14 protein-coding genes and 1 pseudogene are annotated in these 18199 nt (G+C 73.3%); 5 read left to right on the forward strand and 10 right to left on the reverse strand.

The annotated features are described in order from the left end of the window. Positions 1 to 75: 75 nt before the first annotated feature. Entirely contained in the window at positions 76 to 822 is a 747-nt protein-coding gene (locus EES43_RS03535) for an SDR family oxidoreductase (protein WP_124267309.1), read from the forward strand. A 33-nt stretch (positions 823 to 855) separates the two neighbouring features. Here EES43_RS03535 and EES43_RS03540 read toward each other — a convergent pair whose 3' ends face one another. Continuing rightward, entirely contained in the window at positions 856 to 2046 is a 1191-nt protein-coding gene (locus EES43_RS03540) for an ROK family transcriptional regulator (protein ID WP_124267310.1), read from the reverse strand. Positions 2047 to 2202: 156 nt separating this feature from the next. On the opposite strand from EES43_RS03540, the gene EES43_RS03545 reads away from it, so the two are divergent. Both EES43_RS03545 and EES43_RS03550 read left to right on the forward strand, forming a co-directional pair. After that, positions 2203 to 3432: an MFS transporter gene (locus EES43_RS03545; protein WP_124267311.1), complete on the forward strand. Its 1230-nt coding sequence runs from the start codon at positions 2203 to 2205 to the stop codon at positions 3430 to 3432. Positions 3433 to 3707: 275 nt separating this feature from the next. Beyond that, a pseudogene (locus EES43_RS03550) lies at positions 3708 to 4969 on the forward strand (solute carrier family 23 protein). A 64-nt stretch (positions 4970 to 5033) separates the two neighbouring features. On the opposite strand, the gene EES43_RS03555 reads toward EES43_RS03550, so the two are convergent. From EES43_RS03555 to EES43_RS03575, 5 genes are all read right to left on the reverse strand, one after another. Continuing rightward, on the reverse strand, positions 5034 to 6725 hold the full coding sequence (locus tag EES43_RS03555; RefSeq protein WP_124267312.1) for a flavin monoamine oxidase family protein: 1692 nt from the start codon (positions 6723 to 6725) through the stop codon (positions 5034 to 5036). Positions 6726 to 6775: 50 nt separating this feature from the next. Beyond that, positions 6776 to 7573 carry a carbon-nitrogen hydrolase family protein gene (locus tag EES43_RS03560; RefSeq protein WP_124267313.1) on the reverse strand — a complete coding sequence of 266 codons (798 nt, stop codon included), beginning with the start codon at positions 7571 to 7573 and terminating at the stop codon, positions 6776 to 6778. Positions 7574 to 7748: 175 nt separating this feature from the next. Beyond that, a complete protein-coding gene (locus EES43_RS03565; RefSeq protein WP_124267314.1) occupies positions 7749 to 8207 on the reverse strand; it encodes an Lrp/AsnC family transcriptional regulator in 459 nt (152 codons plus the stop codon). Positions 8208 to 8327: 120 nt separating this feature from the next. After that, positions 8328 to 9785 (reverse strand): aldehyde dehydrogenase family protein, encoded by a 1458-nt coding sequence (locus tag EES43_RS03570; protein WP_124267315.1) that lies wholly within the window; start codon positions 9783 to 9785, stop codon positions 8328 to 8330. A 163-nt stretch (positions 9786 to 9948) separates the two neighbouring features. After that, the gene (locus tag EES43_RS03575) at positions 9949 to 11415 is read right to left on the reverse strand and encodes a GuaB1 family IMP dehydrogenase-related protein (RefSeq protein ID WP_124267316.1); all 1467 of its coding nucleotides are present in this window, start codon (positions 11413 to 11415) and stop codon (positions 9949 to 9951) included. 297 nt (positions 11416 to 11712) lie between these two features. Between EES43_RS03575 and EES43_RS03580 the strand changes: the two genes are divergently transcribed. Beyond that, positions 11713 to 12798 (forward strand): terpene synthase family protein, encoded by a 1086-nt coding sequence (locus tag EES43_RS03580; protein ID WP_124267317.1) that lies wholly within the window; start codon positions 11713 to 11715, stop codon positions 12796 to 12798. A gap of 79 nt (positions 12799 to 12877) precedes the next feature. Here EES43_RS03580 and EES43_RS03585 read toward each other — a convergent pair whose 3' ends face one another. The 4 genes from EES43_RS03585 to fmt form a co-directional block, all read right to left on the reverse strand. Further along, the gene (locus tag EES43_RS03585; RefSeq protein WP_124271774.1) at positions 12878 to 13873 is read right to left on the reverse strand and encodes a sugar-binding transcriptional regulator; all 996 of its coding nucleotides are present in this window, start codon (positions 13871 to 13873) and stop codon (positions 12878 to 12880) included. Between the two features lie 134 nt (positions 13874 to 14007). Beyond that, on the reverse strand, positions 14008 to 14691 hold the full coding sequence (rpe, locus tag EES43_RS03590; protein ID WP_124267318.1) for a ribulose-phosphate 3-epimerase: 684 nt from the start codon (positions 14689 to 14691) through the stop codon (positions 14008 to 14010). Between the two features lie 161 nt (positions 14692 to 14852). Continuing rightward, positions 14853 to 16286 carry an RsmB/NOP family class I SAM-dependent RNA methyltransferase gene (locus EES43_RS03595; protein ID WP_124267319.1) on the reverse strand — a complete coding sequence of 478 codons (1434 nt, stop codon included), beginning with the start codon at positions 16284 to 16286 and terminating at the stop codon, positions 14853 to 14855. A gap of 114 nt (positions 16287 to 16400) precedes the next feature. Beyond that, on the reverse strand, positions 16401 to 17333 hold the full coding sequence (gene fmt, locus EES43_RS03600) for a methionyl-tRNA formyltransferase (RefSeq protein WP_124267320.1): 933 nt from the start codon (positions 17331 to 17333) through the stop codon (positions 16401 to 16403). 291 nt (positions 17334 to 17624) lie between these two features. Between fmt and EES43_RS03605 the strand changes: the two genes are divergently transcribed. Beyond that, positions 17625 to 18191 carry a hypothetical protein gene (locus tag EES43_RS03605; protein WP_124267321.1) on the forward strand — a complete coding sequence of 189 codons (567 nt, stop codon included), beginning with the start codon at positions 17625 to 17627 and terminating at the stop codon, positions 18189 to 18191. Positions 18192 to 18199: the final 8 nt, after the last annotated feature.

Below are 18199 nucleotides of genomic sequence, written 5' to 3' on the forward strand. Positions count from 1 at the left end.
CCCGCCCACCGCCGGGCTTCCGCGCGCCGGACCGTGTTCCCCGGCCGCACGCGTCGTCTCTGGCAGGCTGGGCCCATGACGACGATTCTGGTCACCGGCGCCACCGGGACACTCGGCTCGCAGGTCGCCGACCGGCTGCGCTCCCGAGGAGCGGACGTCCGCGGGCTGAGCCGCCGCTCCCCTTCGTACGCCGTCGATCTGCGGGACGGCAAGGGGCTGGACGCGGCGGTCGAGGGCGTGGACGTGATCGTGCACTGCGCGTCCACCGTCCGGGGCGGGGACGACCGGGCGGCGGGGTTCCTCATCGAGGCCGCCCGCCGGGCCGGCGTCCCCCATCTGGTCTACATCTCGATCGTGGGCGTGGACCGCGTGCCGCTCGGCTACTACAAGCTCAAGCACCGGGTCGAGCGCATGGTCGAGGACTCCGGGACGGGCTGGACGATCCAGCGCACCACGCAGTTCCACGACCTGGTCCTGCGGCTGGTCACCGGCGCGGCGAAGCTGCCCGTGCTGCCGGTGCCCGCCGGAGTGTCGCTCCAGCCCGTCGACAGCGGCGAGGTGGCGGACCGGCTGGCGGACCTGGCGCTCCAGGGTCCGGCGGGCCGGGTGCCGGACATGGGCGGCCCCGAGGTCCGGGAGCTGGCGGAGCTGGCCGGGGCCTACCTGCGGGCCACCGGGCGCAAGCGGCGGATCGTGCCGGTCCGGCTGGCGGGCCAGGCGTACGCCGGGTTCCGGCGCGGCGGCCAGCTGAGCCCGCGACACGCGGTGGGGACCACGACGTTCGACCAGTTCCTCGCCGGGCGCCTCCAGCGTCCGGTCTGAGCGAGGGACCACGCGCGGGCCGCCGGGCGGAGCTCAGCCGGCGGCGGTGAACAGCGCCTCCTGCGCGGCGTCCCGGGCGGCGATCAGCGCCCCGCGCAGCACCGCGCCGTCGCCGAGCGCCCCGGCCCGCACCTCGGTGCGCAGCGGGGACATCGCGGCCAGCCGCTCCTCGACGCGGGCCGCCAGCGGCGCGCCGCCCGCGTGGCCGACGGCCCCGGCCAGCAGGACGCAGCCGGGGTCCAGGACGGAGACGACGGCCGCGGCCCCGACGGCGAGCCGGTCGGCCAGTTCGCCCAGGAACGGTTCGCCCCGCTCCCCCGCCGCCAGCGCGGCGCGTACGGCGGCGACGGCGGTCGCCTCCTCCCGGCCTTCGGCCCCCGTCGGCGGCAGCGGGAGGCCGTGGCGGACGGCGAGGCCGCCGATGGCGGCGGAGCCGGCCAGCGACTGGAACCCGCCCTCGCAGTTGACGGCGGAGGGCAGTCCGCGCACGCCCGGCACCGGCAGGAAGCCGATCTCCCCCGCGCCTCCGGAGGCTCCCCGGCGCAGCTTGCCGTCCAGCATCACGGCGGCGCCGATGCCGTGGCCGAGCCAGAGCAGGACGAAGGTCTCGCGGTCCCGGGCGGCCCCGGCCCGGTGCTCGGCGACGGCGGCCAGATTGGTCTCGTTCTCCACCAGCACGGTCGCCGGCAGCCGCTGCTGGAGCACCCGCACCAGGCCCCGGTGCCAGGCGGGCAGGGCCGAGCTGTCGCGGAGTTCGCCGGTGACCGGGTCGATCAGGCCGGGCGCGCCGATGCCGACGCTGTGCAGCGGGACGGGCCCCGCCGTGCGCGCGGTGCGCTCCAGGAGCGCGGCGGCGCGTTCGACGGCCGGCCCGGTGCCGGTGCCCCTGCCCATCGGCAGGGTGTCCTCGGCGAGCGTGGCGCCCAGCAGGTCGGTGACGACCACCGAGACGCCTCCGGTGCGCACGTCGAGCGCCGCGAGGTGGGCGCGGTCGGCGACGATCCCGTACAGCCGGGCGTTGGGGCCGCGGCGGGCGGCTCCGGACTCCCCGACGACCCGGATCAGCCCGGCGCCCTGGAGCCGCTCGACGAGGTCGGCGATCGTGGGACGCGACAGTCCGGTCCGGGTCTTGAGCTGGGTGGCGGTCAACGGGCCGTCGTGCAGGAGCAGTCGCAGCGCGATCCGGTCGTTGATGGCCCGAGCCGTGCTCGGTGATGCGGGCATAGCGGGATCCTTCCAGATCGTCCGCCCGCCTCCGGCCCGGTCCGATCCTGCGAGCTATTTATCAGGCAGGGTTCCTGACAGTTTACGCGACGCATCGTGGAGCGGACCGTCCGGGGAGTGCCGGCGGCCCGGACGGTCCAGGGGAGGGCACGACGCATGACGCAGCACGCGGACGCCGCCGTCGGCGGTACGGAACAGGTGAGGCGCGCCCGGTTCGCCATCGCCTCGGTCTTCACGGTGCACGGGGCGGTGACGGGCAGTTTCGCCACCCGGGTCCCCTGGATCCAGGACCATGCCGGGGTGAGCGCGGGCCAGTTGGGCCTGGCGCTCGCCTTCCCGGCGATCGGGGCGTCCGTCGCGATGCCGCTGGCCGGCCGGATCAGCCACCGCTTCGGGGCGCGGACCGCCCTGCGCGGGCTGCTCGCGCTGTGGACGCTCGCCCTGGTCCTGCCGGCGCTCGCGCCGAACCTGCCGGCCCTGTGCGCGGCGCTGTTCGTCTACGGCGCGACCGCCGGCATGTCGGACGTGGCGATGAACGCCCTCGGCGTCGAGGTGGAGAACCGCCTCGACAAGTCGATCATGTCGGGTCTGCACGGCATGTGGAGCGTGGGCGCTCTGACCGGTTCGGCGGCCGGCACCGTCGCCGCCCACCTCGGCACGGACGCCCGGCTGCACCACTCCGTGGCCGCGCTGATGCTCACGGTGCTGGGCCTGGCCGCCTGCCGGAACGTGCTCGACCCGCGCCGCGGGCCGGACGAGGAACCGCCGCCGCGCTTCACCCTGCCGCCGAGGTCGGCCCTGGTCATCGGGGCCGTGGGATTCTGCGCGGTCTTCGCCGAGGGGGCGAGCCTGGACTGGTCGGCGGTCTACCTGCGGGACGTCCTGGACGGCTCCGACGGACTCGCGGCGGCGTCCACCACGGCCTTCGCCCTCATGATGGCGGTGGCCCGGATCGCCGGCGACCGGATCGTCGACCGGTTCGGCGCGGTACGCACCGTCCGGACGGGCGGCGTGCTGGCCACCGCCGGCGGACTGCTCGTGGTGACCGCGCCGGCCCCGGCCGCCGCGATGTGCGGCTTCGGGCTGCTGGGCCTCGGGGTCGCGGTCGTGGTCCCGCTGGCGTTCGCCGCGGCCGGGCGCGGCGGGCCGAACCCGAGCCAGGCCATCGCGGGCGTCGCCACCATCACGTACACCTCCGGCCTGATCGCCCCGTCCGCGATCGGCTCACTGGCGGAGGCGACCTCGCTGGTGGTCTCCTTCGGCGTGGTGACCGTCCTGGCGTTCGGCCTGGTGCTGGGCGCGGGTGTGCTGCGGGCGGGCGATCGCCGGGCCGCCTCCGCGTCGGCCGGCGGGGCCGCTGCGGCGAAGAGCCCCGCGCGGGGCTGATCCGGGCGGCCGGGCGGTGGCGCGGGACCTCCGCGCGGCCCCCGCGGGAGGCGGCACTACCATGGCGCTGATCTTTTCCGCAGGTGAACACCGAACACCGGATCGCAGACCGGCCGGCGCACCGCTCGGACCTTCAGGGAGCAACCATGAGCCTCGGCGTGCGCTGGACCTTGCACGGCGACGGGAAGACCCCGGCGCCGGGAGCGGTGGTGCGGCCGGACGAGCGGCTCTCCTGGCCCCGGACGTTCGGCCTCGGCGCGCAGCACGTGGTGGCGATGTTCGGGGCCTCGTTCGTCGCCCCGGTGCTGATGGGCCTCGACCCGAACCTCGCGATCATGATGTCCGGTGTCGCGACGGCCATCTTCCTGCTGGCGACCAAGGGCCGGGTGCCCAGCTATCTGGGCTGCTCGCTCTCCTTCGTCGGTGTGGCGGCGACCATCCGCGCGGCGGCGGCACCAGCGCGACCGTCACCGGCGCGGTGCTGGTGGTCGGCGTGGCGCTGTTCCTGGTCGGGCTCGCGGTGCAGCGGTTCGGCGCGCGGATCATCCACGCGGCGATGCCGCCGGTGGTGACCGGCGCGGTGGTCATGCTGATCGGTTTCAACCTGGCCCCGGTGACGGCGTCGACGTACTGGCCGCAGGACCAGTGGACGGCACTGGCCGTGATGCTGTTCACCGGGCTGGCCGTGGTCTGTCTGCGCGGCTTCTTCTCCCGGATCGCGATCTTCCTGGGCCTGGTCTTCGGCTACGCCCTGTCCTGGGTCCTGGACCTGGTGTTCGGGAAGATCCACTCCCCGGCCGGCGGCGCGGAGGCGGTCGACCACTGGCGGTTGGATCTGTCGGGGGTCGGCGCGGCCGACTGGATCGGGCTGCCCTCGTTCCACGCGCCGAGCTTCGAGTGGTCGGCGATCCTGGTCGCCCTGCCCGTGGTGATCGCGCTGGTCGCGGAGAACGCCGGGCATGTGAAGGCGGTCGGCGAGATGACCGGCGACTCCCTCGACGACAAGCTGGGCACCGCCATCGCGGCGGACGGCGCGGCGTCGATGCTCTCCACCGCGGTGGGCGGCCCGCCCAACACGACGTACTCCGAGAACATCGGCGTGATGGCCGCGACCCGGGTGTACTCGACCGCCGCGTACTGGGCGGCGGCCTGCTTCGCCCTGCTGTTCGGCCTCTGCCCGAAGTTCGGCGCGGTCGTGGCGGCCATCCCGGGCGGCGTGCTCGGCGGCATCACCGTGATCCTGTACGGGATGATCGGTCTGCTGGGCGCGCAGATATGGCTGAACGCCCGCGTGGACCTGCGCAATCCGCTGAACCTCGTCCCGGCCGCCGCGGGCATCATCATCGGCGTCGGCGGCGTCAGCCTGAAGTTCAGCGACACCTTCGAGCTGAGCGGCATCGCGCTCGGCACGATCGTCGTGATCACGGGCTACCACGTGCTGCGCGCGTTCGCCCCGGCCCATCTCAAGACCCAGGAGCCCCTGTTGGACTCGGGCACCTCCGCGTACGACGAGGGCTCCGCACCGGAGAAGCCCTGAGGTACGCGTCGGCGTCCCGCTCGCCGCGGGTTCGCGGAGTCCGCGGCCCGGTTCGGCCCTCGGGTCAGTCCTCGGGCAGTTCGACCGGCGCGATGTCGTCGAAGACGTCTCCGGGGCCGGGGTTGGTCGGGTCGGTGGCACCGCCGAACTGGTGCATGACGCCCCAGACCGCGTTGAGCGCCGTCTGCACGGCGCCCTCGGCCCAGCCGGCGGTCCAGGAGATGTCGTCGCCCGCCAGGAACAGACCGCGTTTGTCGGCGGGCAGCCGGTCCTGCATGAAGTGGGTGAACAGCCGCCGCTGGTAGCGGTAGTGGCCGGGCAGGTTCGCCTTGAACGCGCCCATGAACCAGGGCTCGTTCTCCCAGGAGACCGTCACCGGGTTGCCGATGACGTGGCTGCGGATGTCGACGTTCGGATAGATCTCGCCCAGCGACTTGAGCATGACGTCCATGCGCTCCTTCGGGGAGAGCGGCAGCCACTTGAGGCTGTCGTCGCACCAGGTGTACGAGAGGCAGATGACGGCGGGCCGGTCCGGCCCGTCGTCCAGCAGGTACGTCCCCCGGGTCATCCGGTCGGTGAGCGTCATCGACAGGGTGTCGCGGCCGGTGGCCGCGTCCTTGTCGAGCCAGAAGGGCCGGTCGACGGGGACGAAGAGCTTGGAGGACTCCATGTAGTGGGTGCGCTCCATCGCCGTCCAGTGGTCGATCGGGAAGAGCGCGTCGTCGCAGTCGATCTTGGAGAGCAGCAGCCAGGACTGGCCGGTGAAGACCGCGGCCCGGAAGGTGCGGATGTCGCCGGTGGCGTCGGTGACGGTGATGCGGTTGCCGGCGGTACGGGTCAGCCGGGTCACGGCGGGGCGGGGCTCGCCGCCGTGCAGGGAGGACAGCGAGGTGCCGAGCGGCCAGTGGACGATCTTGCGCGGTTCGCGGTCCCACAGGCGCAGCGGGAGCTGCTGGCTGCCGCCGACGATGCCCCGGTGGTGGTCGTCGGCCTCGGTGTAGACGACGCGCAGGATCTCCAGGATGGAGTTGGGGAAGTCGGTGTCCCAGCCGCCGGTGCCGAAGCCGACCTGGCCGAAGATCTCGCGGTGCCGGAAGGAGCGGAAGGCGTCGGAGGCGCAGAGGAAGCCGTAGAAGGTCTGGTTGTCGAGCCGTTCGACCAGGGAGGACCAGATCTCCCGGATGCGCGGTACGTCGCGCTCGCGCAGGGCCCGGTTCATGTCGGAGAAGTCGGCGCCCTCCTCCAGGCAGGAGGCCCAGGCGTCCGCCACGTCGCGGTAGACCTGCGGCAGGTCGTCGATGGTCCGGGCGTAGTGCGACTCGCCCTTCAGGTCGACGACGGTCGAGGGGGTGGCCGGGGAGAGCGGGTTGGGGAAGGGCCGGGTTTCGAGGCCCACGAGGTCGATGTAGTGCTGGAGCGCCGTGGAGGACGGCGGGAAGCGCATCGCTCCCATCTCGGCGGTCAGCGAGGGGTCGCAGCCGTCGAAACCGACCGTGCGCAGCCGGCCGCCGATCCGGTCGGCCTCGTAGACGACGGGCTTGAGTCCCATCTTCATCAGCTCGTACGCGGCGATGAGGCCGGAGAGCCCGCCGCCGATGACCGCGACCTCGCTGCCGTGCTCGGTGGCCGGTATCTGGCCGAGTCCGGCCGGGTGGGCGAGGAAGTCGTCGTACGCGTACGGGAAGTCCGGGCCGAACATGGTGATCGGCGGGGCCGCGTCGGTGTGCTGGACGGCGTTGGGCACCGTGGACGTCATGGGCTGCGGACTCCTTGCGGGCGGTACGGGGTGGAGGCGGCGGGGCGGGCTCAGGCCGGGGAGCCGTAGAGGCCCGGCCGGCGGTCGCGCAGATAGGGGTTGGCGGCGCGCGAGGCGTCCAGGAGCGCGGGGTCCACGTCCCCGACGAGCAGTTCCTCGCCGCGGCCGGCGCGGGTGCGCACGGCGCCGTCCGGGCCGGCCAGGCAGCTCAGCCCGACGAACTCGAACTCCCCTTCCTGGCCGGTGCGGTTGACGTAGGCCACGTACATCTGGCTCTCGAAGGCCCGTACCGGCACGACGGATTCGGCGACGAACTGGAAGGGGTGCATCTGCGCGGTGGGCACCAGCAGCAGGTCGGTGCCGGCCAGGGCGTGCGCCCGGACGTTCTCCGGGAACTCCACGTCGTAGCAGATGAGGAGGCCGAGCGTGAGCCCGTCCAGCCGGGCCTGCACGACGGGTTCGGAGCCCGGGGTGAACCACTTCTGCTCGAAGCAGCCGAAGAGGTGTGTCTTGCGGTAGTTGGCCAGCGGCGCGCCGTCGGGGCCGATGAGCTGGGCGGCGTTGAAGATCCGCTCGCCGTCGCGCTCCGGGTAGCCGTACAGGACGGCGAGCCCGTGGTGCGCCGCGATCCCGGCGACGGCCCGCGCACCGGGTCCGTCGGCCGGCTCGGCCAGTTCGGGGACGGCGTCGCCGATGGCGTACCCGCTCAGGAACAGCTCGGGCGAGACCAGCAACCGGGCGCCCGCGGCGGCGGCGCGGGCGGCGGCCTCGTCGAGCGCCTTCAGGTTCTCGGCGACGGCGCCGGGCCGTCCGGAGCTCTGGAGCAGGGCGGTGCGCAACGGCGGCATGGCTGACCTCGGGGCGGTGCGGGCGGGGGGAGACGTATCGACGGTACGTGGCCGCGTTCCGCCCGGACAAGGCGCGAGCGTTGCGCGTCCACCGTCGATTCGTTGCGTGCCCGGCGGCCTGCGCGGCGATTCATTGCGCAGGCCATCGCCGCAGGTCAGGCAGGTGGTGCGCGGCTCAGGCCCGGGGCGCGCCCGCCGCGTACCTGCGCAGCAGCGGGGACAGGACGAGCACGGACTTCGTCCGCTCCACGTACGGCTCGCCCGCGATGCGTTCCAGGACCTGCTCGAAGTGGCGCATGTCGGCGGCGAAGACCTGCACGACGGCGTCCGCCTCGCCCGTCACCGTGGAGGCCGAGGCGATCTCCGGATAGCGGGCGAGGCCCTGCTTGATCGCGTCCGGCGAGGTGTTGCGGCTGCAGTAGATCTCGATGAAGCCCTCGGTCTCCCAGCCGAGCGCCGCCGGGTCGACCCGTACGGTGAAGCCCGTGATCGCCCCCTCCGCGCGCAGCCGGTCGACCCGGCGCTTCACGGCGGGGGCGGAGAGTCCGATGAGGGCGCCGATGTCGGCGTAGGAGCGCCGGGCGTCTTCGGCGAGGGCGTGGACGATGCGTTCGTCGAGGTCGTTCAGGCGCACGTCGGGCGGTTCACTTCTCTGCGTCGGGTCGGCTGCCGGGGGCGGACGGCGCCGCCCCCCGTAGACGCAGTAGACCACGAGCCGACCGCTCGGGCGGCGGTCGGCGGCGGGGCGGGCGGGTCAGAAGGGGAACTGCGAGCGGCCGTGCTGGACGGAGATCCACTTCTGGGTGGTGAATGCCTCGACCATCGACTCGCCGTTCAGCCGGCCGAGGCCCGAGCTCTTCTCGCCGCCGAAGGGGACGATGGGCTCGTCGTGGATCGTGCCGTCGTTGATGTGGATCATGCCGGTGTGGATGCGCTTCCCGACGCGCACGCCGCGCTCGATGTCCCCGGTGTGGACCGCGCCGCTGAGCCCGTACGGGGTGTCGTTGGCGATGCGGACGGCCTCGTCCTCGCCGTCGAAGGGGACGAGCAGGGCGACGGGGCCGAAGATCTCCTGGTGCAGGACGGGTGAGTCGGGCGCGAGGCCGGTGAGCACGGACGGGCTGACCAGGTTGCCGTCGGCGCGGCCGTGGAGCAGGGCGGTGGCGCCGGCCTCGACGGTCTGTTCGACGAGGGTGCAGACCGCCTCGGCCTGCGAGGAGTTGATCAGCGGGCCGATCTGCGTGGCGGGGTCGGCCGGGTCGCCGACGGTGAGCGAGGCGACCTTGGCGACGAACTTCTCCGTGAACTCCGACTCGACGGCACGGTCGACGAGGATGCGGTTGGCGGCCATGCAGACCTGGCCCTGGTGGACGTACCGGCTGAAGACGGCCGCGTCGACCGCGTAGTCGATGTCGGCGTCGTCGAGGACGATCAGCGCGCTGTTGCCGCCGAGTTCGAGGACGGCGCGCTTGAGGTTGGCCGCGCAGACGGTCGCCACGTGCCGGCCGACCTTGTCCGAGCCGGTGAAGGAGATGACCTGCGGTACCGGGTGCTCCAGCAGCGTGTCGCCGATCTCGGCGATGTCGGTGATCACCACGTTCAGCAGGCCGGGCGGCAGGCCCGCGTCCTCGAAGACCCTGGCCAGCAGGGTGCCGCCGCAGATCGGCGCGTTCTGGTGCGGTTTGACGACGACGGCGTTGCCGAGGGCGAGCGCGGGCGCGACGGACTTGAGCGAGAGCAGGAAGGGGAAGTTGAAGGGGCTGATGACGCCGACGACTCCGACGGGCAGCCGGTAGACGCGGTTCTCCTTGCCCTCGGTCGGCGAGGGCAGGATCTGCCCGGCGGGGCGCAGGGCGAGCTGGATGGCCTCGCGGAGGAACTCCTTGGCCAGGTGGAGTTCGAAGGCGGCCTTCAGCCGGGTGCCGCCGAGTTCCGCGACGATCGCGTCGCTGATCTCCGGCTCGCGCTCCTCGACGAGGTGCAGCGCCCGCTCCAGGACGGCGCGCCGGGCGTACGGGTTGGTCCCGGCCCATGCCCGCTGGGCGCGTTCGGCGGCGCGGTAGGCCTGGTCGACCTCGTCCGCGGTGGCCACGGGGATGGAGGCGAGCTTCTCCCCGTCGAACGGGTTGAAGTCGATGATGTCCCAGGATCCCTTCCCCGGTCGCCACTCGCCGTCGATGTACTGATGGGCCAGGTCAGTGAAGAAGGACATGAGATCCCTTACCGCAGAGGGGCAGGCAGCTGATTGGGCTTCATATTACTTACTCTTCAGAAGAGTTGAAGCTCGTCATCGGCCACCTCGAAGGCCCGGGAACGCGCCTGCCCCCGCCGGTGCGAACTACCGTCGGGGGCAGGCGTGTCGGGCAGGTGCGGGATCAACTCCAGCTGGCGTGGAGCGGCTTGCCCTCGGCGTAGCCCGCGGCGCTCTGGATGCCGACGACCGCCTTCTCGGCGAACTCCTCCAGGGAGGCGGCGCCGGCGTAGGTGCAGGACGAGCGGACGCCCGCGATGATCGAGTCGATCAGGTCCTCGACCCCGGGGCGGGTCGGGTCCAGGAACATCCGGGAGGTGGAGATGCCCTCCTCGAAGAGCGCCTTGCGGGCCCGGTCGTACGCGGACTCCTCCGAGGTGCGGTTCTTGACGGCGCGCGCCGAGGCCATCCCGAAGGACTCCTTGTAGAAGCGGCCGTCGGCGGACTGCTGGAGGTCGCCGGGCGACTCGTACGTACCGGCGAACCAGGAACCGATCATGACGTTGGACGCGCCGGCGGCCAGGGCCATGGCCACGTCGCGGGGGTGGCGGACCCCGCCGTCGGCCCAGACGTGCTTGCCGTGCTTCTTCGCCTCGGCGGCGCACTCCAGGACGGCGGAGAACTGCGGGCGGCCCACGCCGGTCATCATCCGGGTGGTGCACATGGCGCCGGGGCCGACTCCGACCTTGATGATGTCCGCGCCGGCCTCGATCAGGTCGCGCACGCCCTCGGCCGCCACGATGTTTCCGGCGACGACGGGCACCCGCGGGTCGAGCGCCCGCACGGCCCGGACGGCGCTGATCATGGATTCCTGGTGGCCGTGGGCGGTGTCCACGACGAGCGTGTCGACGCCCGCCGCCAGGAGCTGGGCGGCCTTGCCCGCCACGTCGCCGTTGATGCCGACCGCCGCCGCGATCCGCAGCCTGCCGTCGGCGTCGGTGGCGGGTGTGTAGAGGGTGGCGCGCAGGGCGGCCTTGCGGGTGAGGATGCCGACGAGTCGGCCGTCCGCGTCGACCGCGGGGGCCAGCTTGCGGTTGGCGCCGTCGAGCTTGTTGAACGCGTCGCGCGGGTCGATGCCCGCGTCGAGCACCACCAGGTCCCTGGACATGATCTCGGAGAGCTGGGTGAAGCGGTCGACGCCGGTCAGGTCGTGCTCGGTGACCACGCCGACGGGGCGGCGGTCGGCGTCCACCACCACGCCCGCGCCGTGCGCGCGCTTGGGCAGCAGCGACAGGGCGTCGGCGACGGTCTGGCCCGGGGCCAGCTCGATCGGGGTGTCGAGGACGAGGTGGCGCGTCTTGACCCAGGAGATGACGTCGGTGACGACCTCGATCGGGATGTCCTGCGGGATGACGACGAGTCCGCCGCGGCGGGCGACGGTTTCGGCCATGCGGCGGCCCGCGATGGCGGTCATGTTGGCGACCACGAGCGGGATGGTGGTACCGGTCCCGTCGGGCGCGGAGAGGTCCACGCCCTGCCGGGAGCCGACCGCGGAGCGGCCCGGGACCATGAAGACGTCGTCGTAGGTGAGGTCGTACGGGACCGCGGGCGACTCGGTGTAGCGGCCGGTGCCCGGCTCAAGAAAACGCATAACACTCATTTTTTCATACGAAACGGTGCAGGTCGTTTCCCCGAAGACACAGCAAAAGACCCCGGCGTTCGTGTGTTCCTCCGAGGAGGCTGCCGGGGGTGCCGGGCAAGTGGAACCTGCCTTACCCACGGACCCTACCCGAACGGGATTCCCGCATTCCCGATCGGCATCCCTGGACCGCGTGACAAGGGGTCAGGTAGCTTCAAACCCGCAGGTCTCGGGGGTCTCCGGTGCGCCGCCCCGGCGCACCGGGAGCCCTCGGCACACCGTTTGACCGGAGAGGATCCAGATCCGCCTGTGGACAGCGAACTGCCGGACATCTACTGCCCGTTCCCCCAGCGGACGAATCCGCACGTCGGGCACGCCCGGGCCCATATCGACGCCTGGACCAGACAGACCGGCCTGGTGCACCGCGAGTCCGCGCGCAACCGCTTCGAACAAGCCGATTTCGGGGCGTTCGTCGGCATGGTCTACCCGACGGCCGACCGTGAACACCTCGATCTGGTGGCCGACTGGTTCGTCTGGCTGTTCCTCGTCGACGACCAGCTCGACGACGGCCACCTCGGCCGCTCCCCCGAAAGAGTGCGGGACGTGGTCGACCGGATGCGCGCGGTGATAGACGGCTCCGCCCCGGCCCCGCTGCCGGGCGAGGGGCTTCCGGCGGCCGTGATCGCCCTGGCCGACCTGTGGGAACGCACGACGCCGAACGCGGCCCCGCACTGGCGGACCCGGTTCGCCTGGCACCTGATCACCTACCTCACCACGGCCACCACGTGGGAGGCGGGCAACCGAGCGGACGGCGTGGTGCCGTCCGAGGAGACGTACATCGCCAAGCGGCGGCACACCGGCGCCATCCACGTCTGCATGGACCTGATAGAGATCGTGGCCGGCATCGAGGCGCCGGAGTCGCTGCACAACGACCCGCGGTTCATCACCGCCCTGGAAGCCTCCTGCAACGTCGTGTGCTGGGCCAACGACGTCTACTCCTTCGAGAAGGAGCAGGTGCTGGGCGAGATCCACAACCTCGTCCACCTGGTGCGCCACCACCGCGGCCTCGGCGAACAGCAGGCGCTGGACCACGTGGCGGAGCGGCTGGCTGCCGAGACCGAGCGGTTCCTGACCGCGGAGGACGAGCTGCTGGAGATGTATCCGCAGCTGGCCGGGCTGCTGGTGCCCTATCTCGACGGGATGCGCAGCTGGATGCGCGGCAACCTGGACTGGTCGCGCCGGACGCCGCGCTACAACCCGGCCGACGTCGCGCAGTACGAGGAGCCCAAAAAGTACCTGGAGGAGACCGTGCTGGGCATCGCCCCGGATCCGTCGGAACCGGCCCGTCCGCCGGTCCCGGCTCCGGCTCCGCCGCAGGCCCACCACTGCCGCTGAGCGCGGACGGAACGGACGGAGGCCGGGCGGCCCCGCGGGCGGCCCGGCCTCCGTCACGTCCGGCGTCGCCGGGCCCGCGTCACTCGCCGTCCGGGTCGGCCCGCTCCAGCGCCGGCCGCACTCCGGCCGGCGACTCGGTGAGCAGGTAGTCGGCCGCGGCGGTGTCCGTCACCAGGCTGGTCACCAGACCGGAGCGCAGGACGGCCCCGATCGCGGCGGCCTTGCGCTGGCCGCCCGCGATGGCGACCACCTCGGGGATCCGGCGCAGCCGGTCCGCCTCGACGGTGATGCAGCGCTCGCCGAGGTCGCGGCCGACCCGGCGGCCGTCGGTGTCGAAGAGGTGCGCGGACATCTCGGCGGCGACGCCGAGCGAGGCGTAGTGGGCCCGCTCCGCGTCGGAGAGCATGTCGTGGACCGTGGAGATGCCCGGCTCCCAGGAGCCGATCGACACCGCCGCGACCGTGACCTTGTCGAAGTACTCGAAGGCGCGGGCGATACCGGTCTGGTGGCGCAGCGCCGCCGCCGTCGCCGGGTCCGGCAGCAGCATCGGGGCGTAGATGGGGTGCGCCTCGCCGCCGGAGACCTGGGCGGCCCGGCGGACCGCCTCGACCGAGCCGCGCTCGGCGGTGCCCGCGTCGTACACGCCGGTCAGCTGGACGACGATGCACGGCGGCAGCCGGTCGAGGGCCGCCGCCATGTGGATGGTGGAGCGGCCCCAGGCCAGGCCGAGCACATCGCCCTCGGCCACCAGTTCGCCGAGGAGGTCGGCCGCGACCTCGCCGAGGTTCTCCGGGTCGGGGGCGTCCTCCTGCTCCTCGGCCGGGGACTCGACGACGACCGCGTGGCGCAGCCCGTAGCGGGCCCGCAGAGCGTCGGAGCGCTCGGCGTCCAGCTCGGCCGGGACCCGGATCTCGATCCGTACGAGATCGCGTTCGAGGGCGGTCTCCAGGACCCGGGCCACCTTGAAGCGGCTGACGCCGAACTCCTCGGCGATCTGGATCTTGGACTTGCCCTCCAGGTAGAACCGGCGGGCCATGGCCGCCGCCTGCACCAGCTCCGCGGGGCCCATCCGCATGGCTGACCGACCCGCCGAGATGCCAGACACCGCGATCTCCTCACTGCTGTTCACGCGCTCGATACGCCGTTCATCCTGTCAGATCCGGCGACCCTTGATCGGCCCCGTCGGGCCGCGTTCATCCGCCCTCGGGCTCAGTGGCCGCACGCCCACGGCGCCGCGGCCGTGGCCGCGTCCGCACGGGCCCGCAGGCTCCGCACCGCCTCGGCCGGATCCGCCGCCCCGTACACCGCCGAACCGGCGACGAAGACGTCGGCGCCGGCCTCCGCGCACCGCTCGATCGTCGAGGCCGAGACGCCGCCGTCGACCTGGAGCCACAGTTCGAGCCCGTGCTTGACGATCAGCTCCCGGGTGCGGCGGATCTTCGGCAGCATGATGTCCAGGAACGCCTGGCCGCCGAAGCCCGGCTCGACGGTCATGATCAGCAGCATGTCCAGCTCGGGCAGCAGGTCCTCGTACGGCTCGATCGGCGTCGCCGGCTTGAGCGCCATCGAGGCCCGCGCGCCCTTGGCCCGGATCTCGCGCGCGAGGCGCACCGGGGCCGCCGCCGCCTCCACGTGGAAGGTGACGGAACCGGCTCCGGCCTCGACGTACTGCGGGGCCCAGCGGTCGGCGTCCTCGATCATGAGGTGGCAGTCCAGCGGGGTGCCGGTCGCCTTGCTCAGCGCCTCCACGATCGGTACGCCCAGGGTCAGATTGGGCACGAAGTGGTTGTCCATCACGTCGACGTGGAGCCAGTCGGCGCCCTCGACGGCCTTCGCCTCCTCGGCGAGACGCGCGAAATCGGCGGACAGGATGCTGGGGTTGATCTGGGCCATGACCCAAGCCTGCCACGTTCCGGGCCGGTTCCCCGCCTCCGCGGTCGGCAAAGCCTCACCCGGCCATCACAGTTCACACATTCCCGGCATTTTGCCTGAGCTTTACGCTTCTTTTGCCGTTCCGGGAGACGAGAACCAGCCGGTCCGGCGGAGCAGGGCGATCAGCCGGTCCGGCGGAGCAGGGCGAGATACATCGCGTCCGTGCCGTGGAGGTGCGGCCAGAGCTGGACGTCGGGTCCCTCGCCCAGCGCGGGCACGCCCGGCATCAGCGGGCGGGCGTCGATCCACTCCGCCTCCACCGGCTCCCCGCCCCGGCCCTTCAGCACGTCCTCCACGACCACCCGGGTCTCCGCCAGATGCGGCGAGCAGGTCGCGTAGCCGACGACGCCGCCGACCCGTACGGCCTTCAACGCCTCGCGCAGCAGCCCGCGTTGGAGCGGCGCGAAGCCCTCCAGGTCCTCGGCGCGTCGCCGCCACCGGGCCTCCGGGCGACGCCGCAGCGCGCCCAGACCGGAGCACGGCACGTCCATCAGGACGCGGTCGAAGCCGCCCGGGAGCCACGGCGGCCGGGTTCCGTCGGCGGTGACCACCTGGTACGGGCCCGGGTTGCCGGCGAGGGCCCGCTCCACCAGCCGGGCGCGGTGCGGCTGCTTCTCGGCGGCGAGCAGCGTGGCGCCCCGCTCGGCGGCGAGCGCGGCCAGCAGCGCGGCCTTGCCGCCCGGACCGGCGCAGCCGTCCAGCCAGCGGCGGTCGCCGCCCTCGACGGGCGCGGCGGCCAGGGCGGCGGCCACGAGCTGGCTGCCCTCGTCCTGGACGCCCGCCCGGCCTTCCTGGACGGCCGCCAGCGCGCCGGGCTCGCCGCCCTCGGCCATCCGGACGGCGTACGGCGACCAGCGGCCGGGCAGGGAGTTGTCGTCGCCCAGCGCCTTGGCCAGTTCGTCGGGGGTGGAGCGGCCGGGCCGGGCCACCAGGGTCACCTCGGGCCGCTCGTTGTCGGCCTCCAGCAGGTCCTCGATGCCCGCCCGGCCGCCGCCCAGCGCGTCCCAGAGCGCGGAGACGATCCAGCGGGGGTGGGAGTGCACGACGGCCAGGTGGTCCTCGGCGTCCTCGTCGTAGGGCGGCGCGACCTTCTCCACCCAGGCGTCGAGGTCGTGGGCGGTGACCTTGCGCAGCACCGCGTTGACGAACTTCGCGCGCCCCTCCCCCAGTACCACCCGGGCCAGCTCCACGCTGGCGGAGACGGCGGCGTGGGTGGGGATGCGGGTGCCGAGCAGCTGGTGGACGCCCATGTTCAGGACGTCGAGCACCGGCGGGTCGACCTCGCGCAGCGGCCGGTCCACGCAGGCCGCGACGATCGCGTCGTACGTGCCCTGGCGGCGCAGCGTCCCGTAGACCAGTTCGGTGGCCAGCGCCGCGTCCCGCGTGTCGAAGTCGCCCTTGGCGCGCGCCTTCTTCAGCAGCGGCGGCAGAACGAGGTTGGCGTACGCGTCGCGTTCGTCGACCGCCCGCAGCGCCTCGAAGGCGAGGAAGCGGACCGGGTCCTTCTGCGGACGGCGGTGGGGCCTGGCGGGACGGCGACGCGGCTGGTCGTTCACGTGAAAGGTGCTCCGCTGATGGTGAGGGGGCGAACCCGCCCAGCCTACGTCGCCCCCGGCGGCGCCGGGACGGCGGCCGGGGCGGGGCCGGGACGGCGGCCGGGCCCTGGACGCCTACTGCCCGAGCAGCTCGCCGTGGACGATCCGCACCCCGCGCGCCCAGTCGGCGGCCCGCATCGGCTTCTTGCCCTGCGGCTGGACCCAGAGCAGCTCGACGGCGTGCGAGCCGGTGCCCGCGTAGACGTTGTTCTTGGCGGCCGACAGCTCGCCCGGGGCCAGGTCGGTGCGGTCCAGGACGGGGGCCACCTGGACCAGCTTCAGGCGCTCGCCCCGGAACAGCGTCCAGGCCCCGGGCGCGGGCGTGCAGCCGCGCACCACGCGGTCGACCCGCAGGGCGGGCGCCGACCAGGAGACCTCGGCGTCCTCCACGGTGATCTTCGGGGCCAGGGTGACGCCCTCGGGGGGCTGCGGCACGGCGTGCAGGGTGCCGTCCGCGATGCCGTCCATGGTCGCGGCCAGCAGCCCGGCCCCGGCGAACGCCAGCCGGGTGAGCAGATCGCCGCTGGTGTCGGTGGGGCGCACCTCCTCGGTGAGGACCCCGTAGACCGGGCCGGAGTCCAGCCCCTCCTCGATCAGGAAGGTCGAAGCGCCCGTCACCTCGTCCCCCGCCATCACCGCGTGCTGGACCGGGGCCGCGCCCCGCCAGGCCGGCAGCAGCGAGAAGTGCAGGTTGACCCAGCCCCGGGCGGGCACGTCGAGCGCCGCCTTGGGCAGCAGCGCGCCGTAGGCGACGACCGGGCAGCAGTCCGGGGCGATCGCGCGCAGCCGGGCCAGGAACTCCTCGTCCTTCGGCTTCACGGGCTTGAGCACCTCGATGCCGGCCTCCCGCGCCCGCTCGGCCACCGGGCTGGCGACGAGCCGCCTGCCCCGCCCGGCGGGCGCGTCGGGACGGGTCACGACCGCGGCCACCTCATGGCGGTCGGAGTCGATCAGGGCGTCCAGGGCGGGAACGGCGACCTCGGGGGTGCCTGCGAAGACGAGCTTCATGGGTGGCTGACTGCCTCTCGGGCCGGACGGTGACGAGCAGCGCACCAGTCTAAGGGGTTCGGCGGTTCGCGGGCGGGCCGGACGGGAGGCTCACCTGCCCGTACGAGCGCGGCACGATCCGGACGGCGGCCGGGGGGCGTACGCGCGCCGCGCACGCCCCGTGCGTAGGCACATACGCCCCGACAGCGTGACCACTTCCCGGGCTCGGGCGTTGGTCAAAGGAGATTGACCGAAGCGGGCCGCCCCGACCGTGGCCCGATCCCTTTCAACGCCGGTTCGAGAGGCTTCTTCATGGCCGACCACGCAACCCACGACGCCCAAGCGCGGGCCAGCCTGCATCTTCTGGTGCGGGACATCGAGCGGGTCCGGCGGCAGGTGGACGCGCTGCGCACACTCACCGCCCAGCTGGGCAACGTCTACCGTCCGCGCCGCTCCGGCCCCTCCGCGGGCTTCGTCGTCTACGGCAGGGCCCCGGCCCCCACCGTCCGCCTCGCCCAGGAGCTGCGGGACAGCGTCGAGACCCTGGTCACCGCGGCGGTCGACTTCGACCGCTCGCTCGGCTTCTCCTGGGACGCGGTGGGCTCGGCCCTCGGCGTCACCAAGCAGGCGGTGCACCGCCGTTACGGCTCCCGCCGGGCCGCGCCCCAGCCCGCCGCCGAGGCGGGCGCCGAGACGCCCGCGACGCCCCGCCCGGTCGCCGTCCCCGGCGGACTGCCCGGGTCCGCCGCCCAGGCCGGCGATTCCGCCGTCCCCGCGGTGCCCGCGGCGCGCGCGATGCCGCCGCAGTCCTCGACGGGCCGGCCGCCGCTGCGCGAGGACGTGCGCCCCGGCGCGTTCCCGGGCCCGCGCAACGGCTGACCCGTACG

Origin of the sequence: Streptomyces sp. ADI96-02 (genome assembly GCF_003846185.1) — a bacterium.
In the GTDB taxonomy this organism is placed as follows: Bacteria; Actinomycetota; Actinomycetes; order Streptomycetales; family Streptomycetaceae; genus Streptomyces.

Coding starts and splice junctions, on each gene's coding strand:
- EES43_RS03540 (WP_124267310.1), bottom strand. CDS start 2,046: ATGCCCGCATCACCGAGCACGGCTCGGGCCATCAACGACCGGATCGCG.
- EES43_RS03545 (WP_124267311.1), top strand. CDS start 2,203: ATGACGCAGCACGCGGACGCCGCCGTCGGCGGTACGGAACAGGTGAGG.
- EES43_RS03560 (WP_124267313.1), bottom strand. CDS start 7,573: ATGCCGCCGTTGCGCACCGCCCTGCTCCAGAGCTCCGGACGGCCCGGC.
- EES43_RS03585 (WP_124271774.1), bottom strand. CDS start 13,873: ATGCGGATGGGCCCCGCGGAGCTGGTGCAGGCGGCGGCCATGGCCCGC.
- rpe (WP_124267318.1), bottom strand. CDS start 14,691: ATGGCCCAGATCAACCCCAGCATCCTGTCCGCCGATTTCGCGCGTCTC.
- EES43_RS03555 (WP_124267312.1), bottom strand. CDS start 6,725: ATGACGTCCACGGTGCCCAACGCCGTCCAGCACACCGACGCGGCCCCG.
- fmt (WP_124267320.1), bottom strand. CDS start 17,333: ATGAAGCTCGTCTTCGCAGGCACCCCCGAGGTCGCCGTTCCCGCCCTG.
- EES43_RS03605 (WP_124267321.1), top strand. CDS start 17,625: ATGGCCGACCACGCAACCCACGACGCCCAAGCGCGGGCCAGCCTGCAT.
- EES43_RS03535 (WP_124267309.1), top strand. CDS start 76: ATGACGACGATTCTGGTCACCGGCGCCACCGGGACACTCGGCTCGCAG.
- EES43_RS03575 (WP_124267316.1), bottom strand. CDS start 11,415: ATGCGTTTTCTTGAGCCGGGCACCGGCCGCTACACCGAGTCGCCCGCG.
- EES43_RS03570 (WP_124267315.1), bottom strand. CDS start 9,785: ATGTCCTTCTTCACTGACCTGGCCCATCAGTACATCGACGGCGAGTGG.